This window comes from Glutamicibacter sp. St.4D3 (genome assembly GCF_059728615.1).
On sequence record NZ_AP039380.1, the window covers coordinates 1,748,008 to 1,774,058 of the forward strand.

25 protein-coding genes and 1 pseudogene are annotated in these 26,051 nt (G+C 66.7%); 15 read left to right on the top strand and 11 right to left on the bottom strand.

The genetic code is table 11. The features are described from left to right. Position 1: 1 nt before the first annotated feature. Complete coding sequence (pdxT, locus tag AC6I21_RS08015; RefSeq protein ID WP_138174134.1) at positions 2 to 613, bottom strand: pyridoxal 5'-phosphate synthase glutaminase subunit PdxT; 612 nt, start codon at positions 611 to 613, stop codon at positions 2 to 4. Between the two features lie 239 nt (positions 614 to 852). Here pdxT and AC6I21_RS08020 point away from each other — a divergent pair, with 239 nt between their 5' ends. Further along, positions 853 to 1,695 carry an aldo/keto reductase gene (locus AC6I21_RS08020; protein ID WP_343830538.1) on the top strand — a complete coding sequence of 281 codons (843 nt, stop codon included), beginning with the start codon at positions 853 to 855 and terminating at the stop codon, positions 1,693 to 1,695. Positions 1,696 to 1,827: 132 nt separating this feature from the next. Here the strand turns inward: AC6I21_RS08020 and AC6I21_RS08025 are convergent, their stop codons facing one another. Further along, the gene (locus AC6I21_RS08025) at positions 1,828 to 2,997 is read right to left on the bottom strand and encodes a CapA family protein (protein ID WP_497762136.1); all 1,170 of its coding nucleotides are present in this window, start codon (positions 2,995 to 2,997) and stop codon (positions 1,828 to 1,830) included. 104 nt (positions 2,998 to 3,101) lie between these two features. Here AC6I21_RS08025 and AC6I21_RS08030 point away from each other — a divergent pair, with 104 nt between their 5' ends. Next, positions 3,102 to 5,099: a M3 family metallopeptidase gene (locus AC6I21_RS08030; RefSeq protein ID WP_497762137.1), complete on the top strand. Its 1,998-nt coding sequence runs from the start codon at positions 3,102 to 3,104 to the stop codon at positions 5,097 to 5,099. 2 nt (positions 5,100 to 5,101) lie between these two features. Beyond that, entirely contained in the window at positions 5,102 to 5,863 is a 762-nt protein-coding gene (locus AC6I21_RS08035) for a GNAT family N-acetyltransferase (protein WP_054820871.1), read from the top strand. Positions 5,864 to 5,917: 54 nt separating this feature from the next. Here AC6I21_RS08035 and AC6I21_RS08040 read toward each other — a convergent pair whose 3' ends face one another. Beyond that, on the bottom strand, positions 5,918 to 6,475 hold the full coding sequence (locus tag AC6I21_RS08040; RefSeq protein WP_497762138.1) for a dihydrofolate reductase family protein: 558 nt from the start codon (positions 6,473 to 6,475) through the stop codon (positions 5,918 to 5,920). 182 nt (positions 6,476 to 6,657) lie between these two features. On the opposite strand from AC6I21_RS08040, the gene AC6I21_RS08045 reads away from it, so the two are divergent. The 3 genes from AC6I21_RS08045 to AC6I21_RS08055 all read left to right on the top strand — a co-directional run bounded on the left by AC6I21_RS08045 (position 6,658) and on the right by AC6I21_RS08055 (position 9,354). Then, positions 6,658 to 7,554: an alpha/beta fold hydrolase gene (locus AC6I21_RS08045; protein WP_497762139.1), complete on the top strand. Its 897-nt coding sequence runs from the start codon at positions 6,658 to 6,660 to the stop codon at positions 7,552 to 7,554. 832 nt (positions 7,555 to 8,386) lie between these two features. After that, positions 8,387 to 8,620: a DUF2188 domain-containing protein gene (locus AC6I21_RS08050; protein ID WP_497762140.1), complete on the top strand. Its 234-nt coding sequence runs from the start codon at positions 8,387 to 8,389 to the stop codon at positions 8,618 to 8,620. Beyond that, positions 8,617 to 9,354: an 8-oxoguanine DNA glycosylase OGG fold protein gene (locus AC6I21_RS08055; RefSeq protein WP_497762141.1), complete on the top strand. Its 738-nt coding sequence runs from the start codon at positions 8,617 to 8,619 to the stop codon at positions 9,352 to 9,354. Before AC6I21_RS08050 ends, AC6I21_RS08055 begins: the two co-directional genes overlap by 4 nt. 107 nt (positions 9,355 to 9,461) lie before the next feature. Here AC6I21_RS08055 and pdxS read toward each other — a convergent pair whose 3' ends face one another. The 4 genes from pdxS to AC6I21_RS08075 all read right to left on the bottom strand — a co-directional run bounded on the left by pdxS (position 9,462) and on the right by AC6I21_RS08075 (position 14,168). Beyond that, positions 9,462 to 10,370: a pyridoxal 5'-phosphate synthase lyase subunit PdxS gene (gene pdxS, locus AC6I21_RS08060; RefSeq protein WP_138174148.1), complete on the bottom strand. Its 909-nt coding sequence runs from the start codon at positions 10,368 to 10,370 to the stop codon at positions 9,462 to 9,464. Positions 10,371 to 10,724: 354 nt separating this feature from the next. Next, positions 10,725 to 11,282, bottom strand: coding sequence for an HIT family protein (locus tag AC6I21_RS08065; RefSeq protein ID WP_138926276.1), 558 nt, complete (start codon positions 11,280 to 11,282; stop codon positions 10,725 to 10,727). Between the two features lie 117 nt (positions 11,283 to 11,399). Further along, positions 11,400 to 13,412 carry a threonine--tRNA ligase gene (thrS, locus tag AC6I21_RS08070; protein ID WP_497762142.1) on the bottom strand — a complete coding sequence of 671 codons (2,013 nt, stop codon included), beginning with the start codon at positions 13,410 to 13,412 and terminating at the stop codon, positions 11,400 to 11,402. Between the two features lie 108 nt (positions 13,413 to 13,520). After that, positions 13,521 to 14,168 carry an ArsR/SmtB family transcription factor gene (locus AC6I21_RS08075; protein ID WP_343830527.1) on the bottom strand — a complete coding sequence of 216 codons (648 nt, stop codon included), beginning with the start codon at positions 14,166 to 14,168 and terminating at the stop codon, positions 13,521 to 13,523. A gap of 79 nt (positions 14,169 to 14,247) precedes the next feature. On the opposite strand from AC6I21_RS08075, the pseudogene AC6I21_RS08080 reads away from it, so the two are divergent. The 4 genes and pseudogenes from AC6I21_RS08080 to AC6I21_RS08095 all read left to right on the top strand — a co-directional run. Continuing rightward, a pseudogene (locus AC6I21_RS08080) lies at positions 14,248 to 14,865 on the top strand (hypothetical protein); the annotation flags it as partial. Positions 14,866 to 15,040: 175 nt separating this feature from the next. Beyond that, positions 15,041 to 15,727 (top strand): MFS transporter, encoded by a 687-nt coding sequence (locus tag AC6I21_RS08085; RefSeq protein WP_497762143.1) that lies wholly within the window; start codon positions 15,041 to 15,043, stop codon positions 15,725 to 15,727. A gap of 192 nt (positions 15,728 to 15,919) precedes the next feature. After that, positions 15,920 to 16,360, top strand: coding sequence for a VOC family protein (locus tag AC6I21_RS08090; RefSeq protein ID WP_497762144.1), 441 nt, complete (start codon positions 15,920 to 15,922; stop codon positions 16,358 to 16,360). 111 nt (positions 16,361 to 16,471) lie between these two features. Continuing rightward, on the top strand, positions 16,472 to 17,158 hold the full coding sequence (locus AC6I21_RS08095; RefSeq protein WP_346922159.1) for an HAD family hydrolase: 687 nt from the start codon (positions 16,472 to 16,474) through the stop codon (positions 17,156 to 17,158). 42 nt (positions 17,159 to 17,200) lie between these two features. Here the strand turns inward: AC6I21_RS08095 and AC6I21_RS08100 are convergent, their stop codons facing one another. After that, the gene (locus tag AC6I21_RS08100) at positions 17,201 to 20,644 is read right to left on the bottom strand and encodes a DNA polymerase III subunit alpha (RefSeq protein WP_497762145.1); all 3,444 of its coding nucleotides are present in this window, start codon (positions 20,642 to 20,644) and stop codon (positions 17,201 to 17,203) included. A gap of 109 nt (positions 20,645 to 20,753) precedes the next feature. After that, entirely contained in the window at positions 20,754 to 21,068 is a 315-nt protein-coding gene (locus tag AC6I21_RS08105; protein ID WP_497762146.1) for a hypothetical protein, read from the bottom strand. 183 nt (positions 21,069 to 21,251) lie between these two features. On the opposite strand from AC6I21_RS08105, the gene AC6I21_RS08110 reads away from it, so the two are divergent. The 4 genes from AC6I21_RS08110 (at position 21,252) to AC6I21_RS08125 (ending at position 24,013) form a co-directional block, all read left to right on the top strand. Next, positions 21,252 to 21,692, top strand: a complete 441-nt coding sequence (locus AC6I21_RS08110) for a hypothetical protein (protein ID WP_497762147.1) — start codon at positions 21,252 to 21,254, stop codon at positions 21,690 to 21,692. 179 nt (positions 21,693 to 21,871) lie between these two features. After that, the gene (locus AC6I21_RS08115; protein WP_497762148.1) at positions 21,872 to 22,957 is read left to right on the top strand and encodes an S-(hydroxymethyl)mycothiol dehydrogenase; all 1,086 of its coding nucleotides are present in this window, start codon (positions 21,872 to 21,874) and stop codon (positions 22,955 to 22,957) included. Then, positions 22,957 to 23,586 carry an MBL fold metallo-hydrolase gene (locus tag AC6I21_RS08120; RefSeq protein WP_138174182.1) on the top strand — a complete coding sequence of 210 codons (630 nt, stop codon included), beginning with the start codon at positions 22,957 to 22,959 and terminating at the stop codon, positions 23,584 to 23,586. Before AC6I21_RS08115 ends, AC6I21_RS08120 begins: the two co-directional genes overlap by 1 nt. Before the next feature lie 151 nt (positions 23,587 to 23,737). Further along, positions 23,738 to 24,013, top strand: coding sequence for a hypothetical protein (locus AC6I21_RS08125; RefSeq protein ID WP_360028881.1), 276 nt, complete (start codon positions 23,738 to 23,740; stop codon positions 24,011 to 24,013). Between the two features lie 40 nt (positions 24,014 to 24,053). Here the strand turns inward: AC6I21_RS08125 and AC6I21_RS08130 are convergent, their stop codons facing one another. Continuing rightward, the gene (locus AC6I21_RS08130; protein ID WP_497762149.1) at positions 24,054 to 24,785 is read right to left on the bottom strand and encodes an SOS response-associated peptidase; all 732 of its coding nucleotides are present in this window, start codon (positions 24,783 to 24,785) and stop codon (positions 24,054 to 24,056) included. A gap of 36 nt (positions 24,786 to 24,821) precedes the next feature. Between AC6I21_RS08130 and AC6I21_RS08135 the strand changes: the two genes are divergently transcribed. Next, complete coding sequence (locus AC6I21_RS08135; RefSeq protein ID WP_138174192.1) at positions 24,822 to 25,094, top strand: mycoredoxin; 273 nt, start codon at positions 24,822 to 24,824, stop codon at positions 25,092 to 25,094. A gap of 110 nt (positions 25,095 to 25,204) precedes the next feature. Here the strand turns inward: AC6I21_RS08135 and AC6I21_RS08140 are convergent, their stop codons facing one another. Beyond that, positions 25,205 to 25,960 carry a lipoate--protein ligase family protein gene (locus tag AC6I21_RS08140; RefSeq protein WP_246049462.1) on the bottom strand — a complete coding sequence of 252 codons (756 nt, stop codon included), beginning with the start codon at positions 25,958 to 25,960 and terminating at the stop codon, positions 25,205 to 25,207. Positions 25,961 to 26,051 lie beyond the last annotated feature (91 nt).

The window sequence follows — 26,051 nt, forward strand, 5'->3', positions numbered from 1 at the left end:
GTTAAGCGTCTCCTTGCGTCATGTGGATGAAAAACTCGTGGATGGCATTGCTGCCGGTGACCTCGGGATGAAATGAGGTCGCCAATAAATTTTCCTGTCGTACCGCAACAATTCTATCGTGAACTGCCCGATTCTGGCCGGGGACGGTGGACAGGACCTGCACGGCGGGGCCGACCTGCACCGCTTCGGGGGCGCGGATGAACACCGCCTCGAAGCTGTGTCCGGCAAATTCCAGCACCGACTCGAAGGAGTCCACCTGGCGGCCAAACGCGTTGCGCCGCACCGTCATGTCGATCCCGCCAAAGCTGCGCTGCGCCTGCCCGGTGGCCGAGATGGCCGGGTTCTCGATCCGGTCGGCCAGCATGATCATCCCGGCGCAGGAGCCGTACACGGGCAGGCCGGAGGAAATCAGCGTCCGGATCGGCTCGGCCAGGCCGTAGTTGCGCGAGAGCCGGTCGATGACCGAGGACTCTCCGCCGGGGATGACCAGCCCGTCCAGGTGCTCCAGGTCCTGCGGGGTGCGCACCGGCAGCGCCGCGGCTCCCAGCCGGATCAGCGCCTGCAGGTGTTCGCGGAAATCGCCTTGCAGCGCCAGTACCCCAATGCGGGTCATCTGCCTGCCTTCCTGCGGTGGTGTGGTGCGCGCACCGGCGGGTGCGCGCACATCAGGTTAAGCCCGCGCCGGGGCGGCCGGCGTTTTTTCCTCGGCGTGTCGCACCGGGTTTCCGCCCCATCTGCCCTGCATTTCGGGGCGCTTGGGCGCCGGCTGGTTGCTGATTGGCGCGGGCCGGCAATCTTGGTAGGTTCGCAGGGACAGCTACGCCCAGGTGAGAAGAGCGGGGAGTTTTGACCATGACCGATGCCACGAACCATTCCACAACCCATTTCCAGCTGCCCGGCGACGTGATGATGCCGGCGATCGCCCTGGGCACCTACCCGATGCAGGGCGCGGAGGCCGCCCACGCGGTGGAGGGGGCGCTGCGGCTGGGCTACCGGCACGTGGACACCGCGGAGAACTACCACAACGAGGACGGGGTCGGCGAGGGGATCCGGCGCTCCGGGCTGCCGCGCGAGGAGGTGTTCATCACCACCAAGTTCAACAGGCAATGGCACAGCATCGACGGGGTGCGCCAGGCGTTCGAGAACTCGGTGCAGCGTCTGGGGGTGGACTACCTGGACCTGTTCCTGATCCATTGGCCCAACCCGGAGCAGGGCACGTTCGTGGAGGCGTTCGAGGGCCTGGCCCGGCTGCAGACCGAGGGGAAGGTGCGGGCGATCGGCGTGTCGAACTTCAAGCCCAAGCACCTGCAGCAGCTGTTCGACGCCGGCCTGGCCCCGGCGGTGAACCAGATCCAGCTGGACCCGGAGTACCGCAACCCGCAGGCCCAGCAGTTCCACCGGGAGCACGGGATCCGCACCGAGGCGTACACGCCGCTGGGACGCGGCGGCGCGTTTTTGCACAACCCGGCCCTGACCGAGCCGGCGCAGAAGTACGGCAAGACCCCGGCCCAGGTGACGCTGCGCTGGCACGTACAGCAGGGCATCGCCGCCGCCCCGAAGTCCGCGCACCCCCAGCGGCAGCAGCAGAACCTGGACATCTTCGACTTCGAGCTGACTGACGCGGAGATCGAGCGGATCAATTCGCTGGACACCGGCAAGCACGCCCGCCAGGATTCGGAGAGCTTCGGGCACTAGGGTCCACCAGGGCCCACCAACGCCCACCTGGGCCATGAGGGCCGACGAGGGCAACGCCGCGGTTCGAACAGTCCCCCGCCCGGTGAGTGCCGCTGGCGGGATGGGGCGCAGTTCCCTGGCGCCGCCGAGTTGCTACCTGGTGCCGGCCGGTTCCCAGGGCACCAGTCCGTCCTTGAACGCCCCGTAGGCGTCCACGGTCTTGGTGCTGCGTTCCCGGCTGGCTTCGGCCTGCCCGTCCCCCACGCACCGGCTGGCCTCGGCGACCTGGCACCAGCGCACCGGGTCCTCGGTCAAGAAGTGCGGCACCCAGGCCAGTTCGCTCACCGACCAGTCATCGTCCTGCTGCCGGGTGAACGTGGCCTTGACGCTGATGCCCTCCCGATTCAGCACGGTCGGGGTGGCGTGCTTGGCCACCGAGTTGCCCAGCCCATACACGATCCAGGTGCCCTTGTGCTTTTCGATGGGCAGCACCGAGTGGGTGTGGTGCATGTAGATGAAGTCGAACGCACCGGAGGCGGCCAACGCCCGGCCGAGCTTGCGCTGCTCGGCGGTGGGGCGGTTGGTGTACTCCGCGCCGTCGTGCACGGCGGCCACCACGACCTGCGCCCCCGCCTCGCGGGCATCCTTGGCCCGCTGGATCAGGGAAGCCGCGGAGATGTCGGTGTCCACCCGCCAGTCGGTGTCCGCGCTCATCCCGTTCAGCGAATAGGTGCCGGCGATGACCCCGAGCTTGACCCCGTCGACCTCCATGATCGGCGGGGCCTCGGCCTCCGCGGCGGTGCGGTAGGAGCCGGTGGAGAACATCCCGGCCTGCTCCAGGGTGTCGATGGTGCGCTTGACCCCGGCGGTGCCGGCGTCCACCGTGTGGTTGGTGGCGGTGGTGCACCCGTCATAGCCGACCTGTTTCAGGTCGGTGACGATCTGCGCCGGGACGGTGAACATCGGATAGCCGCTGTAGGGCGGAACCCCGATCGGGGTTTCCAGGTTGCACAGCGCCGCGTCCGCGTCCTGGATGTACGGCTCCAGCCCGGCCAGCAGCGGGGAGAAATCGTACTTTTGCCCTCCGGTGTTCGCCTCGCGCAGCAGCCGCGGGTGCAGCAGCACGTCGCCGGTCAACGCCAGGGAGAAGGACTGCGGTTCGGCGCTGGGCTCCGGCTCGGTTTCCTGCGGCGTCCCGGTTGCGGTGGTGGGGGCAGGCGCCGTGCCGGCACCGGAGGGGGCGGGGGTGCCGGGATCGGGAACGGTGGCGCAACCGGCCAGCAGGGCCGCGCCGGCCAGCAGGCTCAGGGCTCGAAGCTTCATGCCTCTTAGCGTACGCAATCAGCCAGGACGCCTTGGACCGCTTCGCGTAAATGCCCGCGAATGGGCGGTGAATATGACAACCTTTGATTATGGTGAACCCCCTCTTGCAACGCAGCGAACTGCCCTACCAGTGGCCTGACTTTTCCGCGCTGGGCGCCGACGACTACCTGGAGGCGGCCAGGATCGGCGCTACCGTCCAGATCGAGGAGATCGAGGTGATCCTGTCCAACGCGGACCCGGCAACCTTCGAGAACACCTTCCTGGCCCTGGAGCGCAGCGGGCAGATCCTGCGCCGGGCCCTGATGACCTACTTCAGCGTGCTCTCGGCCCACGGCACCGAGGAAATCCGTGCCGTCCAGCAGGAAATCACCGGACTCTACACCCGCCAAGAGGACGAGATCCAGCTCAACGGCCCCCTCTACGAACGGCTGAACCAGCTGGATGTTGAACAGCTGGAGGGTGAGGACCGGCGTCTGGCCACCGAAACCCTGACCCGCTTCCGGCTGGCCGGGGCCACCCTGTCCGGGACGGACAAGGAACGGCTCAAGCAGCTGAACGCCCAGATCTCCGATCTGTCCACCCGGTTCTCCGCCGCCGCCCTGGAGGCGCAGAACGCCCACGCCGTGCTGTTCGAGGACGCCGCCGAGCTGGCCGGGCTGGATGAGGCCGCGATCGCCGCCGCCCGGCAGGCGGCCACCGAGGCCGGACACGAGCAGGGGTACCTGATCCCGCTGCTCTCCCCCACCCAGCAGCCGGTGATGGCGCAGCTGCAACTCGCCGCCTCCCGGCGCAAGGTCTTTGAAGCCTCGCTCACCCGCGGGCTGGACACCCCCTACACCCTGGAACTGGCCCGGGACATGGCGGTGCTGCGTGCCGAGCGGGCCCAACTGCTGGGCTTTGCCACGCACGCGGACGCGGTGCTGGCCGACGCGACCGCATCGAGCACCGCCGCGGTCAGCGAGCGGCTGGCCGACCTGAGCGCGGCGGCCACCGCCAACGCCCGCCGCGAGGCCCAGGCCCTGGCCGAGGTCGCCGGGGTGGATCGCATCGACGCGTGGGACTGGAGCTACTACTCGCAGGCCGTGCTGCGCGAACGCTACGCGCTGGATTCGGCCGCGCTGCGCCCCTACTTTGAGCTGGAGCGGGTGCTGCGCGACGGCGTGTTCGCCACCGCCACGAAGCTGTACGGCATCACGTTCGCCGAACGCACCGATTTGCCGGCCTACCACCCGGACCTGCGGGTGTGGGAGGTTTCCAACGCCGACGGCAGCGCGCTGGGACTGTTCACCGGGGACTTCTTCGCCCGGGAGACGAAGAAGGGCGGGGCGTGGATGACCTCGCTGCGCGATGCGGCCAGCGACCTGGACGAGCTGCCGGTGGTGACCAACACGCTGAACATCACCAAGCCGGCCGCCGGGCAGCCGGCCCTGCTGACCCTGGATGAGACCCGCACCCTCTTCCACGAGTTCGGCCACGCGCTGCACGGGCTGTTCTCCAACGGCAAGTACGCCTCGCTCTCAGGCACCTCGGTGCCCCGCGACTTCGTCGAATTCCCCTCCCAGGTCAACGAAATGTGGGTGCTGCACCCGGAGGTGATCAGCAACTACGCCCGGCACCACGAAACCGGGCAGCCGCTGCCGGCGGAGCTGATCGAGAAGATCCGCGCCGCCGAGCAGTGGGGCGAGGGCTTTGCCACCACCGAGTACCTGGCCGCCAGTGTCCTGGACTGGGCCTGGCACACCCTGCCGGCCGGCCAGCAGGTGGGCGACCCGCAGGAATTTGAGCGCCAGGCGCTCACCAACGCCGGGTTCGACCCGGATTTGATCCCGCCGCGCTACCGCACCGGGTACTTCCAGCACATTTTCGCCAACGGCTACTCCGCCGGGTACTACTCCTACATCTGGAGCGAGGTGCTCGATGCCGACACCGTGGAGTGGTTCACCGAAAATGGCGGGCTCATGCGCGAAAATGGAGAGAGGTTCCGCGCCGAGCTGCTCAGCCGGGGAAACACGCGCGAACCGCTTGAATCCTACGAAAACTTCCGTGGCCGCGCCGCGCGGGTTGAGCCGCTGCTGCGCCGTCGAGGCTTGGTGAACGCATAAATATGACGACAATTGCTTCCGCCCAGGACGCTCTGACCCACTGGCACCAGGCGTTGGCCGTTGCCACCGGGGGAAAGATCTTTACCACCCATGGCTGTTCATGGGTGTGGCAGCCGGTGCGCAAGCGCCTGTTGCTGCTCTTCCCCGAACACCCTGAACCGGCGGGCCTGCGTCCGGGATTGGCCGAGGGGCGCCGGCTTGGTGCCCGCCGCGTGGAGGCCTGGCTGAATTCCGGGGCCCCGTCCGAGCACCTGCTCGACGCCGGGTTCACCGACAACGCGCAGGTCTCCTGGCACGCCGGCTACCTGGCAATCCCCCACGAACAATGGAAGGGCAAGATCCGCCTGGGTCCGAACGTACCCGAGGCCAGCGGCGCCGACGCCAAGGAACTGGAGGTAACCAGCCTGTGGCGGAACCTGGAAACCGGACTGAGCTCCGGGCACCCGGCGTTGCGCCGCATCGAACACGCGGTTGCGCGCACCGAGGAGAATGAGATCGTTGGCCGCGGTTTCGTCCAGCAGGGCCTGGAGGGCCAGCTGATGGTGCATTCGCTGGCGGTGGCGCCCAGCCACCAGCGCCAGGGGGTGGGCACCGCGCTGCTGCATGGGCTCTCCCGGTCGATGATCAACCCGCTGAACCCGATGGACGACACTGAACCGGTGGAGCTGCTGGCCGCCGCGACCCCGCGCAGCGCCGAGTTCTTCACCCACAACGGGTTGCGGCTGCTGGGCCGCGGTCGCCACCTGATCATGCGCAGCTGGTAACCAGCCTGGATGGCCTGCCGCGGGGCCCGATGCCACGCGGCAGACCAAGGCCCGCTAAGCGGAGCGGACCTCGTAGACGAGCCGCGCGAATGGGCCGGTCGGTTTCGCCTCAATGAGGCGCAACCGGTCGGCCTTGATGTTTCTGGGCAGCACCGGGGCGCCTGCGGCCAGGGCTGCCGGGGCAATGGTCAACGCGATCCGGTCCAGGGCGCCGGCATCGAAAAATTGTCCGGCCAGTTCCCCGCCCCCAAGCACCCAGATGTCCCCGCCGTTCGCGGCGGCCCGGATCTGCTCCAGGTGCTCCTGCACCGGGCCATTGACCAGCCGCACATCGGCGCCCTCGGGAATTGGCAGCTGACGGCTGGTGAAGACGAAGGTCGGCTTCTGCCCGTAGAGCTGTTGCCAGCGTTCGGGGTTCTCCAGCAGTTCCTCCTGCTCCAGCATCCACAGGTAGGTGCTTGATCCCTCGACGTGGACTGCCGCATCCGACGGGAACAGTGAGGGGTCCGGCTCCTGGGCACCAGGCACCTCAAAGAGCCACTGCAGGGAATGCTGACGGTCGGCTATATACCCGTTCAGGCTCATGGCCAGGTCGTAAATGATCGATGACATGTTCTCAGCGTAGACAGGCAGAGCGTTGACGGCCAACGGGGCCGAAGGAGCCGGCCGCGCGCGCCTGGAGGCATTAAATTGGGAGATCTTGAGCGGATTCTACTATTTTCGTAGTGGCTCGCGGCGTACACTTGGCCTACTACATCGCTTGCCGCCAAGGGAGGCGCGTCATGGCCCTGACAATGACATCCAGACCGGCCCTGCCGGAAGTTTCCGGGGTGGAGCACCAGTACGTGGATCTGCCTGACGGCCGAATGCATATCGCAAGCGCCGGGCACGGGCAGCCGGTACTGCTGCTCTCCGGGTTCGGACAGTCCTGGTGGGAATGGCGCGAGGTGATGCCGGCGCTGGCCGCGAACGACTACCAGGCGATTGCCCCGGATCTGCGGGGCGAAGGCTGGAGTGAGCTGCCCACCAAGTCAATGAACCGCACCCGGCGCGCCGAGGACATCCTGTTCCTGCTGGATCGGCTGGGTCTGGACCCAGTCAGGCTGGTCAGCCACGACCTGGGGGCCATCAGCGCGTATCATCTGACGCTGGATCACCCCGAACGCTTCTGCGCCCAGATTCTCTTCTCAGTTCCGCCGCCGCAGATGCGGTTCACCGCCGACCTGCTGCCGGGCATGCGGCATCTGTGGCACCAGGAAGTCCTGGCGATACCGGGCCTGGGGCCAGCCCTGCTGCGTGGAAACTACTTGCCGCGATGGCTGTTCTCGCATTTTGCTGCTCAGCCCTTGGCACCGGAAGCCGTTGAATTCTATGTCTCGCTGCTGCGTGATTCAGAATTCTCGCGGGGCAGCACTCCCCTGTGCCAGAGAATCGTGTTGCCCGAGCTGGCGCGGATTACCCGCGGGGCATACCGCCAGCAGCGCTTTGCCATGCCAACGCTCTTCGTGTTCGGCACCAAAGATGTCGGCTTCCCGCCGCACGTCGTCGACAAGCTCTTCGCGGATCCGAGCACGCTTGGTCGGGACGTACGTGTGGCGGCTGTTCCAAACGCCGGTCACTACGTGGTGGACGAGGCGCCCAACGCGACCATCAAACTCATCATGGACTTCTTCGGGGAACAGGCACCGTGAACCGTTGCCAAGCAGGCCCCCTTGGATATTTGCGGTGTTTACCCGCCGCATTCGGAGAGACCGTGAAGGAATCTGCCGTCTCGACATTGTCTCAATCGGGGCGAAGAACCTGGATTGTGTTAGGGTCGCCCCTAGCTGTCATCAGGTACACTCCCTGCACTCCGATCCTCTTCAAGTTTCCGGAGGGCAAAGCAGCCATAGTTCACATTCGGATCGCCATCATCGACGTCCTGGCGAGGAATGAAATCCTTCACCGAGAGTACGATGGTCGCAAATAGACCAATTTGATCCGTGAACAGCTATACCCCAGCCTGTCCTTGACTCTCTTGCTCTGGTTTATACCAACCGTATTTACGATGTTAAACCCTCGTATTGGTGCTTGAACTCACTCACCGCCTAGATCGCCAGCGATGGAATTCGAGCCAAAATCACGTATCTGTCCCGCGTACGAAGAGAAGATCAAGAACTACATGGGCGGTCCATGAAAGACGAAGAAGAATTCGAAGCTGTTCCCCTGTTTTAAAGAAGCAGATCGCTTTGAGATTTGGTTCAAAGTTCGTCGAAATCTCGTTGAACAGGTCAAATAGTGGATAGCGGCAGTTCCCGAGGAAATTGAAGAACTGCGAGCTCGTTCCGCATCGTGGTCGAGCATCAACCCATGGCTCAACGAAAGTAGTGAGGAACAGACGAGATCCGGTCGTGCAGCTCAAACACGGAGCCTATCCTCCATCGCCGGACCGTGACATCGTGGGGTGCGGGAATCCGCTGGAAAAGTCATAACGTCGGTGCCGGCGCATAAGCTGAGAGCACTTTCGAGACAGGAGCTTCACCTATGGCTGACTACGACGTTCAGTACGATAGGAGTTCGGGTGACTGGAGCGCTAAGCGCGCTGGAGCTTCTAAGGCTGCTGGCCGTTTCGGCACACAGGCAGCCGCTCACAACGCCGCACGGGGTTTTGCTGAACGAAGTGGAGGCGGCGAAGTTCGCGATCACCGAAAATCCAATAACATTATCAGAAACACCGACACTATCTGCAAGAAGGATCCGATCCCTCCCAAGGGGTGAGCGACCTGTCTTCAAGGAGCGTTCTCATAAACTTACCTGTAGTTCCCGAAACCTTGGCTGTTAGGCTTTCAGCCGAGATCCCGTCTCAACGCTCATTCGTTTGGAATCGTATTCCTTGGATGAAGGTCGGCAAGGATGTTCCGGAGATTTCGAAGTCACTGCATTCGCTTCCTGACGCACTCAATCGGGAGAGCACGCGGGAAACGGTGCAAATAAATCTTCAAAACGGTCAGGTACTCGCTGCATTCGTACCTGTGCTCATTTGGGGTGGCCCTGGCGGTTATGGACCCTTTCGTGCGCGTTCCATCCTGACTGGCGTACGGAATCGCTCCAATGCAGAGGCTCCCATCGATCCACTTGTCCAATTCAAACTTCGTGAGGCTGCAGCGACTGTCCGGACGGCAGGGCCAGAAGAGGCATTCCGGTTGATGAACAACGAAGGCAAAGTGAAGTACCTCGGCGGCGCCTTCTTCACAAAGTGGCTATCCTTCGCATCAATGGTCGACTCAACGGACGGCCCAATGGTCGCACCGATTCTCGACAAGCGCGTACGCGATTGGATCGCGCAAAACACTGCGCAGAACCAGACTATTGAGCTCTCCACCACTTCTACCGCCGACTATCGACGATATTTGGAACTCCTGGATGCTTGGGGCGGACCATTTGGTCGAACCCGTGTCCAGGTCGAACAGTCGATCTTCGACCTGACCAGAGACCGTCCTCCCGCAGACTGAGTGAGTGAAACGAGGCCTGCGCTGTTTAATTGGTCCGCCTCGCAATGCTTAAGCCCACGCTGTCGATTCCCGACAGCGTGGGCTTAAATTACATCGTTTTTCGGTGTTTACCAGCCGCGCTCGGAGAGGCGGTGCGGTACCGGCACGTCGGCGACATTGATGCCGACCATGGCCTCACCCAGGCCGCGAGAGATCTTGGCCAGTTCATCCGGGTTGTCGTAGAAGGTGGTGGCCTTCACGATGGCCTCGGCACGCTGAGCCGGGTTGCCGGACTTGAAGATTCCCGAGCCGACGAACACGCCGTCTGCGCCCAGCTGCATCATCATCGCGGCGTCGGCCGGGGTGGCGATGCCACCGGCGGTGAACAGCACGACCGGCAGCTTGCCGGTGGTGGCCACCTCCTTGACCAGGTCGTAGGGGGCCTGCAGCTCCTTGGCGGCCACGTACAGCTCGTCCTCCGGCAGCGCGCGCAGCTTGGCGATCTCGGTGCGGATCTTGCGCATGTGCCCGGTGGCGTTGGAGACATCGCCGGTGCCGGCCTCACCCTTGGAGCGGATCATGGCAGCGCCCTCGTTGATCCGGCGCAGCGCCTCCCCCAGGTTGGTGGCGCCGCAGACGAACGGCACGGTGAAGGGCCACTTGTCGATGTGGTTCTCGTAGTCGGCCGGGGACAGCACCTCGGACTCGTCGATGTAGTCAACACCTAGGGACTGCAGGATCTGCGCCTCGACGAAGTGGCCGATGCGGGCCTTGGCCATCACCGGGATCGAAACGGTTTCGATGATCCCGTCGATCATGTCCGGGTCGCTCATGCGCGAGACCCCGCCCTGGGCGCGGATGTCGGCCGGAACGCGTTCCAATGCCATGACGGCCACGGCGCCTGCGTCCTCGGCGATGCGGGCCTGCTCGGGGGTGACCACATCCATGATGACCCCGCCCTTGAGCATTTCGGCCATGCCGCGCTTCACGCGGTCCGAACCGGTCTGGGCCGACGGGGTCTGATCTGGGTTAGACATTCTGGCGTTTTCCTTTCCAACACTGAACGCACTTCTGAGCTACGCCAGTAATCGTAGGATGACGCGTAACATTTCCCTCCGGTGTTGCGTCACATTCGGCAACCCGTAGATTTATCTCCCGATTCGCCTAGGTGACGTAACAATTCACTCACGGAAAAAACGCAGGTCAGATTCGCTTTGCCGCCTAGCGCGGGAAAGGGCGCAGAAGCAAGTCGGGATCCCCTTCGCAGGTTCCGCAGGGCGTCGATCGTGCGCCGGAAACACCGCGGGCCCGGAACCGCCAACTGATGGTTGGTGGCTCCGGGCCCGCGGGTATGCGTTCGCGTGTGAGGCGGTCTGCGCGGCGCGCTGTGCCTAGACCTGGTCCCAGGCATTGGCGACCTCGCTGCGCACCTCGCCCAGGGTGGCGGAGATGGCCTTGGAGTTGGCGATGATCGGGAAGAAGTTCCCGTCCCCGCCCCAGCGCGGCACCACGTGCTGGTGCAGGTGCGCGCTGATGCCCGCTCCCCCGGCCAGGCCCTGGTTCATGCCCAGGTTGAAGCCCTTGGCGTTGGAGACCTGGCGCAGCACCCGCATCGAATGCTGGGCCAGGGCGCCCATTTCCGCGGTCTCCTCGGCGGTGATGTCATCGTAGTTCGGCACGTGGCGGTACGGGCAGATCAGCAGGTGCCCGGGGTTGTACGGGTAGAGGTTCAGCAGCACGAAGCAGCTCTGGCCGCGGTGCACGATCAGGGACTGCTCGTCGCTGCGGGTCGGGGCGGCGCAGAACGGGCAGTCATCCTTGTCCTGGAACTGGTGCTGTCCGCCCTTGACGTAGGCCATCCGGTAGGGGGTCCACAGCCGCTGGAACGAATCCGGCACCCCGGCCAGCTCGAAATCGTCGGTGACCTTTTCATCGTCCGGATACTGCATCCCGTGGGATCCCTTCCCTCACCCGGCCGGCAGCGCTGCCCGGGCGGCAGGCACGGTGACCTGCCAGCGCCCGGGCAACGTGGCCCGCACGGGTTGCGTGCGTGTTGAAACGGCGTGCTAGTTGTTGTTCTCGCGGTTGGCGATGGCGTTGACGATGCGGGAGACCGCCTCGTCGACGGACACCCCGTTGTCCTGGCTGCCGTCGCGGAAGCGGAAGGAGACCGCCCCGGCCTCGGCGTCCTCGCCGCCGGCGATGAGCACGAACGGGATCTTTTCCTTGGACGCGTTGCGGATCTTCTTCGGGAAGCGGTCCGAGGAGTCATCCAGTTCCACGCGCACGCCATGGGACTTCAGCTTGGCCACGACCTCACCCAGGTAGTCGTTGAACGCCTCGGCGACCGGGATTGCGCGCACCTGCACCGGCGCCAGCCAGGCCGGGAAGGCGCCGGCGTAGTGCTCGGTGAGCACGCCCAGGAAGCGTTCGATGGAGCCGAACTTCGCGGCGTGGATCATCACCGGTTCCTGGCGCGAGCCGTCGGCGGCCTGGTACTCCAGCCCGAAGCGGGCCGGCTGGTTGAAGTCGTACTGCACGGTGCCCATCTGCCAGGTGCGTCCGATGGCGTCCTTGGCCTGGACCGAGATCTTCGGTCCGTAGTAGGCCGCGCCGCCCGGGTCCGGGACCAGCTCGACGCCGGTGGCGGTGGCGACCTTCTCCAGCACGGCGGTCGCCTCGGCCCACTGCTCGTCGGAGCCGATGAACTTGTCGCTGTCATCGCGGGTGGACAGCTCCAGGTAGAAGTCCTCCATCCCGAAATCGCGCAGCAGCGAGAGCATGAAGTTCAGCAGGTGCTCGACCTCGGCCGGGGCCTGCTCCTTGGTGACGTAGGAGTGCGAGTCGTCCTGCGCGAAGCCGCGCACGCGGGTCAGCCCGTGCACCACGCCGGACTTCTCGTAGCGGTAGACGTGCCCGAACTCGAACAAACGCAGCGGCAGTTCGCGGTAGCTGCGTCCGCGGGAGCGGAAGATCAGGTTGTGCATCGGGCAGTTCATCGCCTTCAGGCGGTACTCCTGGCCCTGGCGGGTGATGTTGCCGTCCTCGTCGCGCTCCTCGTCGATCTGCAGCGGCGGGAACATGGTGTCGGCGTAGTACGGCAGGTGCCCGGAGGTGTGGAACAGCCCGTCCTTGGAGATGTGCGGGGTGCCCACGTACTGGAAGCCCTCTTCGATGTGGCGGTCGCGCACGTAGTCTTCCATCTCGCGCTTGATGATGCCGCCCTTGGGGTGGAAGACCGGCAGGCCCGAGCCCAGCTCATCGGGGAAGGAGAACAGGTCCAGTTCGGCGCCCAGCTTGCGGTGGTCGCGGCGCTCGGCCTCGGCCAGGCGCTCCTGGTAGGCCTTCAGGTCCTCCTTGGTCGGCCAGGCGGTGCCGTAGATGCGCTGCAGCTGCTTGTTCTTCTCGCTGCCCAGCCAGTAGGCGGCGGCCGAGCGGGTGAGCGCGAACGCGTTCTTGATCAGCTTGGTGTTCGGCAGGTGCGGGCCGCGGCACAGGTCCTTCCAGAGCGTTTCCCCGCTCTTGCGGTCCACGTTGTCGTAGATGGTGGTTTCCCCGGCGCCGACCTCCACCGAGACCCCTTCGCCAGTGGTGTCATCGGCGTCGGCCTTGGCCAGCAGCTCGCACTTGTAGGGCTCGTCGGCCATTTCGGCCTTGGCCTCCGCGGGGGTGACCACGCGGCGTTCGAAGCGCTGGTTCTGGTTGACGATCTTGAGCATCATCTTTTCCAGCTGCTTCAGGTCCTCAGGGGTGAAGGGCTCCTCCACGTCGAAGTCGAAGTAGAACCCGTCGGTGATGTAGGGCCCGATGCCCAGCTTGGCGTCGGGGCGCAGCTGCTGCACGGCCTGGGCCATCACGTGGGCGGTGGAGTGGCGCAGCACCTCCAGGCCTTCGGGATCGGCGATGGTCACGCGGGTGACGGTGGCGCCTTCGTGCAGTTCGCGGGACAGGTCGCGCAGTTCGCCGTCGACGTGCATGACCACCACGTCTTTTTGGTCGGCGTAGTACTGGGCACCGGTCGTCCCCGCGTCCACCTGTACCTGCTCGCCGTCGATGGTGAGAGTCAGCTGCTCGCTCATGAGATCGGGTTCTACCTTTCGTAACGAAAATGGCTTCATAGCTTGCGGCATACCTTGGCCACAGCCAGCCACGACCCAGTTTAGTTCAGCCGGCCTGCGGCGTCCTGCTCACTTCGGGGTTTGTGGCGAATCGGGGCCTTGATGTGACTTGTTCAACAGTTCATCGGCCGAGAGCAGGGCGGAGAAGTGCCACAGTTCGCGCGTCGGCTCGGGTTGGGCGCTTGGGATCCTGCCGGCCTTCAGATCCTGGCGGAAGGCCGGGATCAGCGCCTCGATGCGGCGCACCAGCTCATCGGCCTCGTCGCGGGTGAGCATCAGGTTGCTGGTGCTCAGCGTCGCCTTGGCCTCGATGTCGCCGTCGGAGGCGTAGTGCTGCTGGGCGTGGGCCAGGGCGGCGGCCAGGCGGCGCTGCTCGTCGTGGGCGATCTGGCCGAGGTAGGCGTTCATGGCGCTGGTGGATCCGGTGCCCGCGTGCTCGGCGGGTTCGCCGGTGGTGTAGGCATCCCCCGCCGGGCGCCAGACCCGGTCGCGTTTGTCGCGGGCCAGCTCCGGGGCCTCGGCGATCATCCCGGCCTTGGCCAGTTCGCGCAGGTGGAAGCTGATCTTGTTGGCGGCCACCCCCAGCGCCTCGGCCAGGTCGGCGGCGCGGGCCGATTCCATGGCGGCCAGCGTGTCGAAGATCTGCCGGCGCAGCGGGTTGGCCATGGCCTTGAGCATCGGGGTGGTCAGGGTGACGTTGCGGGGGGCCTCGCTCATGGCATCAGCATAGCAATCCCCCAAATAATATTGCGCAAATTCTATTGCGCAATATTATTTGCGAGCCTATGGTGGTGTCATGACCTCGACCCCAGCCCCGGCTGCCGGCACCACCGCCGGTGAGCCACTGCCCCCTTCCCCGGACCCCGGCGCGCGGCCCGGGACCGTGCGGGCGCCGGAGAACGCCGCGCCGGCCCTGCCGCCGCTGCGCCGCCAGGGCCCCTACCGCCACTGGTGGGCGGCGGACACCTCCGCCCTGCTGGCCGGATCGGTGTACCAGTTCGTGATCCCGCTGCTGCTGCTGGCCGTGACCGGCTCCCCCGCCCAGGCCGGACTGCTGGCCGCCCTGGGCATGGCCGCCCGGGTGGGGCTGACCCTGTGGGGCGGTTCCCTGGCCGACCGGATGAACCGGTCCACGCTGATCGTGCTCGGCGGGTTGACCGGGGCCGGGCTGACCGCCGCGCTGGGCCTGCTGGCCGCGGGCGAATCACTGGGCGTCGCGGCACTGTGCATCGGGCACATCGTGCTGGAACTGCGCGGCGGGCTCTTTGGCACCGCCACCAACGCGGCGCTGAAGGACGTGGTCCATCCGCTGCAGCTAGGCCGGGCGATGGCCGCGAACCAAGGCCGGGATGCGGCGCTGAGCCTGGGCGGGGCGCCGCTGGGCGGGCTGCTGCTGGGGCTCGGGGCCGGGCCGGCGCTTGGATTCGTCGCCGTGTTCCAGCTGCTCTCGGCCGGCTTCGGGCGGCTGATCGCCCCGAGTGTGAAGGCCGCCGAAGAGCACGCCGCCGCCGATCCGGCCCAGGCGCCCAGCACGCAGGGGGTGCTGGGGGGGTCTGCGCTGGTGCTTTGCCCGCCCACAGCTGCGGATCATGCTCTGGCTGATCGTGGCGGTGAACCTGGGCACGAACGGTTCGGTGACCACCCTGGTCTACGGGCTGCGCGACCGCGGGCAGTCCCCGGTGAGCATCGGGCTGGTCAGCGCCTGCATGGGGGTGGGGCTGCTGCTGGGGTCGGTGTTCGCCACCTGGCTGATCGACCGGGTGCCCACCGGGTGGCTCTCCTGCCTGTCGCTCAGCGCCCTGGGACTGTTCCTGGCGCTCATCTCCGCCCACGCCGGCCTGTGGTGGATCGGCGGGATGCTGGCGGCCGCGTTCGTGGGGGTGCCGGCCCTGAACGCGGCGGTTGGCGGCTACTTCATGGCGATCGCCCCGCGGGACATGGCCGGGCGGGCGAACGCGGTGATGCTGTTTATGGCGCTGCTGGCCATGCCGCTGGGGCCGCTGCTGGCCGGGGCCGGTGTGCAGCTGGCCGGGATGGCGCCCACGATTCGCTTCTTCGCCGCCATCGTGCTGCTGGCCGCCCTTGGCGCCTGGCTCAGCCCGCACATCCGCTCCATCCCCGGGCCCGAGCACTGGCAGCACTCGGGCCGGGACACCGCACCGACCGGCGCCTCGGCGAGCGCGAGGGCCAAGCGTCCTGCACGCGGTGGGCGGCCGGCGAGCGCCGCTGGGCGCGGACGCGGCCTGGAGCCCCATGGACAGTGGATCTACCTCTAGATCCCCAGGGGAGATGCCGGCACCGGGCCTCACCGGTGGATGTGCGCCACCGGGTTTGGTGCGCCGCTCCAGCGGCACTCCAGCGGCTTCTGGTCGCTAGCCGTCGGCAATGACGGGACCTTCGGTGCGGCCCTTCCCCGGCAGGGGTCAGTGGCTCTTCCGCCCCGGGGTTCGCTTGCCTACTGTGGGGGTATGAACAAGCCTGCCCCGCCAACCATCAGCGCCATTACCCTCGGGGTGCGTGATGTGGGTGTCTCCCTGAAGTTCTATACCGAGGGCCTGGGCTTTGAGCTGGTGCAGCCGGCCCATGAACAGATCGCGTTCGTGCGGGCCGGGCACGGGCTGATGCTGGCGCTGTGGGATGTGGCGCAAATGCCCAGCGAGTACGGGCAGGTGGGGCATTCGCGGTTGGCTCCCCCGGTGTCGCTGGGTCACAACGTGGGGTCGGACCGGGAGGTGGAGGCGCATTACCGGCGAGCGCTAAAGGCCGGGGCCAGCCCGATCAATGCCCCGGCGAAGCAGCCCTGGGGTGGGATGAGCGCCTGTGTGGCGGACCCGGACGGGTTCCGCTGGGACTTCGTGCACAACCCGACGTTCGTGGTGGAGGCCGACGGGCGGATCTCCGCGGTTTGAGCGGCAGCTGGCCTATGCTGGGGGTTTAGCCCCGTGTGCCCACCCCCGTGTCCACTGCCCTGCCTGGGCCTCCCGTGGGGGCGCGGGAGCACGGTTTTGCAGGAAGGACCCATGCCCTCCCACGTCTACTTCGACTTCTTTGGCACCCTGGTCGACTATGACCCCTCCATCCACCCGGCCGGGTACAACGCGCCGTTCGAGTTCGCGCGGCGGGCCGGGGCCGGGGTCAACGCCCGGGACTGTGACCGGCTGTGGGACCGGGCCTGGGCGGAGCTGGACGGGCAGGCCCAGCGCAGCGAACGTGAATGCTCAATGCAGCAGATCGCCACCCGCTACTGGCAGCTGCTCGGCGCCCCGGGGATTGCCGAGGGTGAGATCTCCCGCCTGGTCGAGGAGTACCTGCAGGCCTGGAGCGCGCGGATCGTCCCGGCGCCCGCGGTGGGCGAATGCCTGGCGCAGCTGAGCACCGCCGGGCATCACCTGGCGGTGGTCAGCAACACCCACCACCGCCCGCTGGTGCCCCGCCTGCTGGCCCGGTTCGGGCTGGATGAGCACATCAGCGACGTGTTCACCTCCATCGAGCTGGGCTGGCGCAAGCCCAATGCGCGGATCTTCCAGGCGGCGCTGGACCGGCATGGCATCACCCCGGCCGAGGCGGCGTTCGTCGGGGACAACTGGGTGGCGGACATCGAAGGTCCCCGCAGACTGGGGATGGCCGCGTTCTACGTGGGTCCGGCCACGGCCCGGCGTCCGGCCATCACCCTGGCGCAGCTGCCCAGGCTGCTGCGCCACAGCTAGGCGCCCGGTCCCCTTCGGGGGGATCGCCGGGCGGTCCCGCCCCTAGGCTCCGCGCTGGTCCAGCCCCTCGGCCTGCATGCGGCGGGCCAGCTGCCCCACGGTTTCGGTGACCGGTTCGGCCGGTCGCATCCCGCGGGCGCGGGGCCGCTGCGGGTCCTGCAGGTAGCCGGCCGGCGGCCAGGTGTCCGGCTGGTGCAGGTCCCAGGCGTTCAGGGCCTGCACGGAGATGCCGCGCGGGCCGGTGCGCCGGGTGGTGCCGTGGATCAGCAGCATCCGGGTGTTGAACAGCAGCGGGCCGGTGCGCTGCTGCACGTCGTCGAAGAAGGTCGCGTCGATGCAGCCGGTGCCGTCGTCCACCGAGATGAACACCACCCGCTTGCCCCCGCGCATCGGCGGGGTCTGGGTGGCCACGCGCACCCCGGCGACCAGCACCTCCGACCCGTTGCGCAGCTCCAGCAGCTCCACCGCCCGGGTCATCGGCAGGTGGGCCAGGGCCTGGTTGTAGGAGTCGATGAGGTGTTCGCTCACGTCCAGGTGCATCAGGTCCAGTTCGGTGCGCACCTTCTGGCTGGGGCTCAGCTCTGTGCCGGTGGCGCGGATCGGCTCCAGCTCCCCCAGCGGCAGGGCCAGCTGCCCGGGGCCGGGACGGTACTTGACCGGCAGGGTGCTGTGCGCCATGGACTGGGTGTGGGCGATGGTGTCGGCCCGGGTGGTGCCGGCCAGCAGGGAGTCGAACACCCCCAGCGCGGCCAGGTTCTGGTAGGTGCGCCGGGAAAGCCCCGCCCGGTGGCGCACATCGGCCAGCGACTCGTAGGGCTGGCCGGCGACCAGGCGCTGCACCTCGCGTTCGCTCATCTGGTGGATGTCGCGGAAGGCCAGGCGCACCCCGTACTGTCCGGGGCGCACCGTGCCGGCGGCGCGCGGAACCACCGGGGCGGTGCGCGCACCCCCGTCGTAGATGCGTTCGACCCGGTAGTGCCCGGTGGAGCGGTTCACATCCAGCGGCAGGATCGGGATGTTCATCCGCCGGGCCTCGGAGACCAGCAGCCGCTTGGGGTACATGCCCGGGTCGTGTTCCCAGATGCCGGCCAGGAACGCCTCGGGGTGATGCGCCTTCAGCCAGGCCGAATGGTAGGTGGGCACCGCGAACGCGGCCCCGTGCGCCTTGCAGAAGCCGAAGGAGCCGAACCCGGCCAGCACCGCCCACACCTCGTCGATGGTCTGCTGGCCGTAGCCGCGCTGGGTGGCCGCGGTGCGGAAGAAGCGTTCGACCTCCGGTTCGCGCTGCGGGTTACCCAGGTGGCGGCGGTAGACGTCGGCCATCCCCAGGTCGCAGCCGGTCATCACGTTCAGGATGCGCAGCACCTGTTCGTGGAAGACGGTCACCCCGTGGGTTTCGGCCAGCGCCGGCACCAGGTCCGGGTGCAGGTACTGGGCCGGGGCGAAGCCGTGGCGGTGCTCCAGGTAGGGCTTGACCATGTTCGACTGCATCGGCCCGGGCCGGAAGAGCGAGATGTCGATGATCAGGTCGTTGAATTCGCGCGGGGCCAGCTTGCCGATCAGTTCGCGCTGGCCCGGGGATTCGATCTGGAAGCAGCCCAGGGTGTGGGTGGAGCGGATCAGCTCGAAGGTGATCTCATCATCCAGGGGCACCTTGGTGAAGTCGATGTGCCCGTCCTGCTGGATGTACTCCTCGTTCCGGTGCCCGCCGGCGCGGGCCACGGCCTGCCGGTTGGGGTGCAGGCGCTTGATCTCCTCCAGGGTGTAGGCGATCGCCGACTGCATGCGCACCCCGAGCACGTCGAGCTTGATCAGCCCCATCAAATCCATGTCGTGCTTGTCGAACTGGCTCATCGGCAGCCCGATGCCCGAGGGCTGCACGGCGGTGCGTTCCAGCAGCGTGGCATCGGAGAGGATCACCCCGCACGGGTGCATGGAAATGTGCCGCGGCAGCCTGTCCAGCCGTTCGGTGACGTCCACCAGCTGGTCCAGCTGCCGGTTGCCGCTGATTCGCCCGGCCAGGGCCGCCAGTTCGGGTTTCTCGGCCAGCGCCTCGCGGAAGGAGGAGGCGGAAAAGCGCCACAGCTGCTTGGCGATCTCATCGACCTGCTCCTGCTCGATGCCCAGCGCCGCCCCGGCATCACGCACCGCACCGCGGGCGCGGTAGGCGTTTTGCATGCTCATCAGGCTCACCCGTTCGGCGCCGAAGGTGTCAAAGATCTTGTGGTAGATCTCGTGGCGGCGCGCGGATTCCACGTCGATGTCGATATCGGGCAGGGTGGTGCGGGTATCGGAGAGGAAGCGCTCAAAGACCAGGTCGTGCTGCAGCGGGTTGACGTGGCTGATGCCCAGCAGGAAGTTCACCAGCGAGGAGGCCCCGGAGCCGCGGGCCGAGACCCGCACCCCCATGTCGGTGATCAGCCGCACGGTCTCGGCGACGGTCAGGAAGTAGCCGGCGAACCCCAGCCGGGAGATCACCCCCAGCTCCAATTCCAGCCGGGACTCGATGACCCCTTGATCGGTGTGCGGCAGCATCCGGGGCACCGCGGCGTGCACCCGCTGGCGCAGCTGGTGCTGGGCGTCCCCGGTGATCCCGATGATCCGGTGCTCGGGGATCACCGGCCGCTTCCATCCCAGGTCCTGGCCGGGATCCAGGGCGGCCCAGGCGGCCACCTGCTCGGTGGCGTGCAGCAGCCGGGAAGCCCAGCCGCGCTCGGTGGCCCGGGCGATGTCCCCGGCCAGGCGGTGCATCTCCTGCGGGGTTTTCAGCCAGCCCTGCCCGGTGGGCTGCAGCTCCTCAAGCGCATCCAGGCTGTGCAGCACCCGGGCCGAATCCAGGATGTCGGCGGTGACCGCCCCGTCCGGGCCGGCATAGCGCACGGCATTGCTCAGCACCGGGGTGATGCCCAGCTCCCCGGCCAGGCGCACCAGCTTGCTGGCATGGCCCAGGCAGTAGCGCTGCCCCTCGGCCGAGAGGTGGGTGGTGACCTCCACGCGCAGCAGCCTGCCGGCCAGTTTCCGCCACTGGGCCAGCAGCTGGCGGGCGGCGGTGTAGTTGCGGGCCTCGATGGCCTTGCCCACCTCGGATTCCGCGCCCAGCAGCACCATCAGGTTGCCGCCGGCCAGGTGCTCGCGCAGCTGGGTGCGGTTCAGTCCCACGCTCTTGCGGTGGGTGTGCGCGGCGCTGACCGCCCGGCACAGGGCCGCGTACCCGGCGCCCCGGCTGTTGCCCCGCGCCAGCAGCAGGATGCGTCCACCGGCGCGTCCCTGCCGATCAAGAACCGCCAGGTTGACCCCCAGGATCGGCCTCAGCCCGTGCTCCAGGCAGGCGCCCACGTGCTTCACCGCGCCATAGAGCCCGTCCCGGTCGCACAACCCCAATGCCCAGGCACCATCGGTCTTGGCCTGGGCGGCCAGCAGCGCCGGGGTGTCGACCCCGTAGTGGGCGCTGTAGGCCGAGACGACGTTCAGGTGGGTGAAACTCATGGGCGGGCATTCCTTCGAAACTTTCCAGACCCCTATTAGAACAAAGTTTCGAACAGTTGGCACACGCCCTACTCAGCCGCCCCTCCGAAGGCGCCACCACCCCTAAGCGCTACGCGCTCAGCGGCAGCTCCTGGTGCACCCGGATCAATCGCCAGCGCGCCGATTGCGGGTCAAAGCTGACATCGATGGTCCGCCCCTGGCTGCGGGAGGAGCCCAGGGCGATCTGCAGCCGCCAAATCTCGTAGTCAACCACCCCGGCGCCGGTGCCGCGCGGAACCCGCATACCCTCGTCCCACCACTTGCGGCGCTCGAACCAGCGATGCGGTTCGGCCACCAGGCGATACTCATGCCCCTTCCAGCGCACCCGCAACGGCACCCCGGCCGGAGTGCACGCAACCTCGATCGCCTCGGTGAACACGCCCACGGTTGACTCCTAACTGCTGCTCCATCAATTGTATTCGAACACGTGTTCGATCAGTAGCGACAGTAGTCAGCGCCCCGGACAGTTTGGGTCGGCCGCCGAGGCTGGTCCGCAAACAGGAACTGTAGAGTCATGCTGAGACCGCGGCGGGCTCGCCGCCTGGAGCAGAACATTCGAAAGGCCCCCATGGGATTATTTGGACGCAAGAGCCGCACCGCGGCTGAGGAGCAACAGCAGCAGCAACTGGCCCAGGGTGAACCCCTGCACGGCGACGGCTACACGCTGCGCGCCACCGGGCAGCTGGGCGGGGTGAGGAAACGCACCCCCATCACCGTCATGGAGCTGAGCACCCAGAGTCTCACCGGCTGGTTCCACTTGGATGAGGCGCGCAGCTTCTTCACCGAACGCAGCGCCATCCTCGAATCCTGGAACAACAGCCCGGCGGAGCTCTATCTGGCGACCACCAAGGCGGCGGGCAATGGTTCCCCGGCCGCCGCTGCTCTAGCGGGCCTGGGCGAGGGCCAGGCGGCGCTGCTTCAGCCCACCGGCAGCGGGATGCAGGTTGTGCTGTTGCTGGAGCAGGGCGAACTGCAAAGGATCCGCGGCTGGATCGAGCAATTGCCCTAACCCTGCGCGCGGTCGTAACACTCTTACGCCCTGAACGGACAAGCACACCGCAGCTCTCGCGGCACTCCACGCCGGGACGCGGCAAACCTGGGCGCAATGGACACATCCTAGAAACCCGGGCGCGCGACCGATAGCATCGAGAAGACCTGCAACTTTTCAATCTAAGGGGACCAAAACACATGCCTCATAAGGTTAAAGCCGTTATTTCCCGCGTCAAGGATGCCCCTGTCGAGGTCGTGGACATCATCGTCCCGGATCCGGGGCCCGGTGAAGTCGTCGTCGACGTTCTGACCACCGGGGTGTGCCACACCGACCTGCACTACAAGTTGGGCGGGATTGGCGACGATTACCCGTACCTGCTGGGCCACGAATCCACTGCGGTGGTTTCCCAGATCGGGCAGAACGTTACCAACGTCAAGGTTGGCGACCGGGTCATCCTGAACTGGCGCGCGGTGTGCGGCCAGTGCCGCGCCTGCGAAAAGGGCGAACCGCAATACTGCTTCAACACCCACAACGCCACCCAGAAGATGACCCTGGAGGACGGCACCGAGCTGAGCGCCGCGCTGGGCATCGGCTCGTTCGCCGAGAAGACCCTGGTGGCTGCCGGGCAGTGCACCAAGGTCGACGAGGATGCCGACGCCGCCGCGGTGGGCCTGCTCGGCTGCGGGGTCATGGCAGGCATTGGCGCGGCCATCAACACCGGTGAGGTCAAGCGCGGTGAGTCCGTGGCCGTGATCGGCTGCGGCGGGGTGGGAGCCGCGGCCATCGCCGGCGCCCAGCTGGCCGGGGCGACCACCATCATCGCGGTGGACGTCAACCCGGACAAGCTCAAGACCGCTCAGAAGCTGGGTGCCACCCACACCGTGGACTCCAGCAAGCAGGACGCCGTGCAGGCGATCCAGGAACTGACCGGGAGCTTCGGCGCCGATGTGGTCATCGACGCGGTGGGCCGGCCCGAAACCTACAAGCAGGCCTTCTACGCCCGCGACCTGGCCGGACGCGTGGTGCTGGTGGGCGTGCCGACCCCGGAGATGACCCTGGAGCTGCCGCTGCTGGACGTGTTCGGCCGCGGCGGGGCGCTGAAGAGCTCCTGGTACGGGGACTGCCTGCCCAGCCGGGACTTCCCGATGCTGGTGGACCAGTACAAGCTCGGCCGCCTGGACTTGGACACCTTTGTCTCCGAACGCATCAAGCTGGACGAGATTGAGGCGGCCTTTGACAAGATGCACGAAGGAACCGTGCTGCGATCGGTGGTGGAACTCTAATGAACGCACAGATTGAAAACGTGATCACCTCGGGGACCTTCAGCCTCGATGGCGGGACCTGGGATGTGGACAACAACGTCTGGATCATCGGCGACGCCAAGGAGGTGCTGGTCATCGACCCGGCCCACGAGCCGGAGAAGATCCTCACCGCCCTGGGCGAGCGCAAGGTCAAGGCGGTGCTGCTCACCCACGGCCACGATGACCACATCCGCGCCGCCGGGGAGTTCGCCGACAAGGTCGGTGCCCCGCTGTACCTGAACCCGGAGGACTCGATGCTCTGGGACGCGGTCTACCCGGAGCGCAAGCCCGACGCGGAGATCAAGGACGGGGACCAGTTCTCCATCGCCGGGGTCACCCTGCATGCGATGCACACCCCCGGGCACTCGCCGGGCTCCACGTGCTTCCACGTGCCGGAGCTGGATGTGGTGTTCAGTGGTGACACCCTGTTCAGCGGGGGCCCTGGCGCCACCGGGCGCAGCTACTCCAGCTTCGAGACGATCATCGAATCGATCCGCGAACGCCTGCTGAACCTGCCGGAGAAGACCGTGGTCTACACCGGGCACGGGCCGAGCACCAGCATCGCGGCCGAGGCCCCGAACCTGGATGAGTGGATCGCCCGCGGCCACTAGGTCCTGGGGCAACATTCCGCGCTAAACCTGCCGTCGCGCCATGGCTGACCCGCCATCGCCCGACGGCAGGTTTTTGCTTTGGTGACTCCCCAGTGGGTCCGGCCCGCGCGCCCGGCGCCGAAAGTGCGCGGGACCCGGTCATAATGACAACATGTCAACGAACCTTCCCGGTACGAAGCCGCGGCCTCGCGGGGCCGCCATCCTGATGCTGAGTGGAGTCCTGTGCCTGATCGCCGGGCTGGTCATGAAGTGGTGGGATGCCCGCCAGCTGCGCGAATTCGGCTGGTTCGCCTACGCGCCGCTGAGCGAGACCACGTATTTTCCCGGCCCCACGCCGATGGCGGTGGCCGCCCTGGTGCTGCTCTTCGCCGGGGTGGCGGCATTCTTCCTGGGGCTGGGCATCCGGCTGGGCCGGCGCCGGCGCTAGCCACGGCCGCTGCCTCGGGCGCCCGCCGGGCCGGAATGGGCTAGAACAGCTGGGAGGTATGGGGTTCGACCAGTTCCGGTGAGTTGTTGCGGACGTTGCCCACGGCGGAGTCCACCTCATGCATGGCCCACTGGGAGGCAACGTCGAAGGCCTGGTCACGCAGCTGCTCAATCAGCCCCGCCCCGTCCTCGTCCATGGGGGCCAGCCACCGGGCCATCATGTCCTTGTCCATGGGAATCGGCAGGCGGTCGTGCAGGCCAGCCAGTTCCCCCAGCACCCCGGGCTCCGATTCCTGGGGCGATTCCATGGTGAGGATGGAGGTGGACAGGATCCAGCTGCCGTCCTCGTCCTTCCACCACTCGTACAGGCCGGCAAAGAAGATCAGGCTTCCGTCCCCGGTGTGCACGAAGTACGGACGTTTCTTGCCCCCGGGCTCCTTCTTCCACTCGTAGTAGCCTTCCACGGGCACCGCGGCCCGGCGTTTCTTCACCGCGGCCCGAAAGGTCGGTTTGCTTTCGGCGGTCTCGCTGCGGGCGTTGAAGGCCCGCACCCCGACCGACAGGTCCTTGGCCCAGCCGGGAACCAGGCCCCACCGGGCCACGTGGACTTGTCGATGCAACTGCCCGTCGATCAGCCGCTCCAGGACGATCGGCACATCGGTGGTCGGCGCAACATTCCAGGACTGGCGCAATTCCAGGTTCGCATCCGCTTCGGCTTCCGCTTCGGCCACCAGATCCCCGATGGCCTTGGCCATGACGTATCTTCCGCACATGGGAACAAGTCTGCCAGCAAAATGGTTCAATGAGGTATGAGCAACCCAGTAAATTATGACCAGTACATCCCGGAATCCGGGTCGGTAACCATGTTCACGACCAGCTGGTGCGGTTACTGCCGCAACCTCAAGCGCATGATGGACCAGAAGGGTGTGAAGTACACCGAGGTGAACATCGAAGAGGTGGAAGGCACCGCCCAGATCGTCGAGTCCTTCAACGGCGGCAACCAGACCGTGCCGACACTGGTGTTCTCCGACGGCAGCGCAGCCACCAATCCGCGCATCGAAGAGGTCCTGGAACGCGCCTAACGGCGTCGGTGATTGATCAGAGAACTTAGCGCAATGCCCAGCAGCCCGCACCGCGGCCTGCTGGGCATTGCGTTATCCGGCAGTAGCTGGCTGACCCCGGGTCGGCGTTGCTAACTAAGTGTCTTCTCCCCCACCTGGTCCAACTGGTATCTGGTGGAGTACTCCTTTAGTAGAGCTCGGGTAAAGTCCTCGACGCTGAGCCCGGGAACCAGGTCATCAGCCGCCCCAATGGTCGATGGATCCATGGGGATCTGCATCCGCTGGTAGACCTCGTCGAGCACGGCACGGATGGGAGCCGATTCGCTGATGACGAAGACCGATGAAAAAAGCCACGCCCCGGCCACCACCCGTTGGGCCGTTCCGATGAGTTTCACCGGGGCGTCGACTCGTGCGCCTGGGCCGGGCACCCCGTGCACGGAGTGCTCTCCGGCACAGTATTCGCCAGCCAGTTCCCCCATTCGCGCCTGGACTCCCAGCCGCTGCAGCGCCCTGGCATACAGTTCCCCGAAATCGGTGAACCGGGCCTGGTGTCCCATCATTGCCTCGGCTTCGGCCTCAATGTGATCCACAATCAGTGTGCCGCGGTGGTAGGCCGCCGCCCGCCCACCGGCCTGGCGGACCACGGGCGTGAACCCATGACGTTGCGCCGCTTCCACGGCCGCCTGATAGCCCTCGAGCCGGACATCACGCTGCCCGAAGGCCAGGGTCGGATCGGGGCGGTAGATGCGCAGCAGTGCGGGCATCTGACCGGCGCGCACCTCACGCAGCAGCTGCACCCCGCGCTCCAGGTCCGCAGCCGGATCCCCGCTCGGTTCCTCGATGAGCACACGCAGCCGTGCCGGCTGACCTTCGCTAGCTAAACCCATGATGTCGATTCTACTGCCAGCCCGTACCACCGATCCGGAGGTGACAAGGAATGCCCCGACCAGGACCGCATCGTTTACCGGTCGGTACGGT

Excerpts from the sequence above, each read along its gene's own strand:
- pdxT (WP_138174134.1), bottom strand. The coding sequence starts at position 613 with ATGACCCGCATTGGGGTACTGGCGCTGCAAGGCGATTTCCGCGAACAC.
- AC6I21_RS08020 (WP_343830538.1), top strand. The coding sequence starts at position 853 with ATGACCGATGCCACGAACCATTCCACAACCCATTTCCAGCTGCCCGGC.
- AC6I21_RS08025 (WP_497762136.1), bottom strand. The coding sequence starts at position 2,997 with ATGAAGCTTCGAGCCCTGAGCCTGCTGGCCGGCGCGGCCCTGCTGGCC.
- AC6I21_RS08035 (WP_054820871.1), top strand. The coding sequence starts at position 5,102 with ATGACGACAATTGCTTCCGCCCAGGACGCTCTGACCCACTGGCACCAG.
- AC6I21_RS08040 (WP_497762138.1), bottom strand. The coding sequence starts at position 6,475 with ATGTCATCGATCATTTACGACCTGGCCATGAGCCTGAACGGGTATATA.
- AC6I21_RS08045 (WP_497762139.1), top strand. The coding sequence starts at position 6,658 with ATGACATCCAGACCGGCCCTGCCGGAAGTTTCCGGGGTGGAGCACCAG.
- AC6I21_RS08050 (WP_497762140.1), top strand. The coding sequence starts at position 8,387 with ATGGCTGACTACGACGTTCAGTACGATAGGAGTTCGGGTGACTGGAGC.
- pdxS (WP_138174148.1), bottom strand. The coding sequence starts at position 10,370 with ATGTCTAACCCAGATCAGACCCCGTCGGCCCAGACCGGTTCGGACCGC.
- AC6I21_RS08065 (WP_138926276.1), bottom strand. The coding sequence starts at position 11,282 with ATGCAGTATCCGGACGATGAAAAGGTCACCGACGATTTCGAGCTGGCC.
- thrS (WP_497762142.1), bottom strand. The coding sequence starts at position 13,412 with ATGAGCGAGCAGCTGACTCTCACCATCGACGGCGAGCAGGTACAGGTG.
- AC6I21_RS08075 (WP_343830527.1), bottom strand. The coding sequence starts at position 14,168 with ATGAGCGAGGCCCCCCGCAACGTCACCCTGACCACCCCGATGCTCAAG.
- AC6I21_RS08085 (WP_497762143.1), top strand. The coding sequence starts at position 15,041 with ATGCTCTGGCTGATCGTGGCGGTGAACCTGGGCACGAACGGTTCGGTG.
- AC6I21_RS08090 (WP_497762144.1), top strand. The coding sequence starts at position 15,920 with ATGAACAAGCCTGCCCCGCCAACCATCAGCGCCATTACCCTCGGGGTG.
- AC6I21_RS08095 (WP_346922159.1), top strand. The coding sequence starts at position 16,472 with ATGCCCTCCCACGTCTACTTCGACTTCTTTGGCACCCTGGTCGACTAT.
- AC6I21_RS08100 (WP_497762145.1), bottom strand. The coding sequence starts at position 20,644 with ATGAGTTTCACCCACCTGAACGTCGTCTCGGCCTACAGCGCCCACTAC.
- AC6I21_RS08110 (WP_497762147.1), top strand. The coding sequence starts at position 21,252 with ATGGGATTATTTGGACGCAAGAGCCGCACCGCGGCTGAGGAGCAACAG.
- AC6I21_RS08115 (WP_497762148.1), top strand. The coding sequence starts at position 21,872 with ATGCCTCATAAGGTTAAAGCCGTTATTTCCCGCGTCAAGGATGCCCCT.
- AC6I21_RS08120 (WP_138174182.1), top strand. The coding sequence starts at position 22,957 with ATGAACGCACAGATTGAAAACGTGATCACCTCGGGGACCTTCAGCCTC.
- AC6I21_RS08125 (WP_360028881.1), top strand. The coding sequence starts at position 23,738 with ATGTCAACGAACCTTCCCGGTACGAAGCCGCGGCCTCGCGGGGCCGCC.
- AC6I21_RS08130 (WP_497762149.1), bottom strand. The coding sequence starts at position 24,785 with ATGTGCGGAAGATACGTCATGGCCAAGGCCATCGGGGATCTGGTGGCC.
- AC6I21_RS08135 (WP_138174192.1), top strand. The coding sequence starts at position 24,822 with ATGAGCAACCCAGTAAATTATGACCAGTACATCCCGGAATCCGGGTCG.
- AC6I21_RS08140 (WP_246049462.1), bottom strand. The coding sequence starts at position 25,960 with ATGGGTTTAGCTAGCGAAGGTCAGCCGGCACGGCTGCGTGTGCTCATC.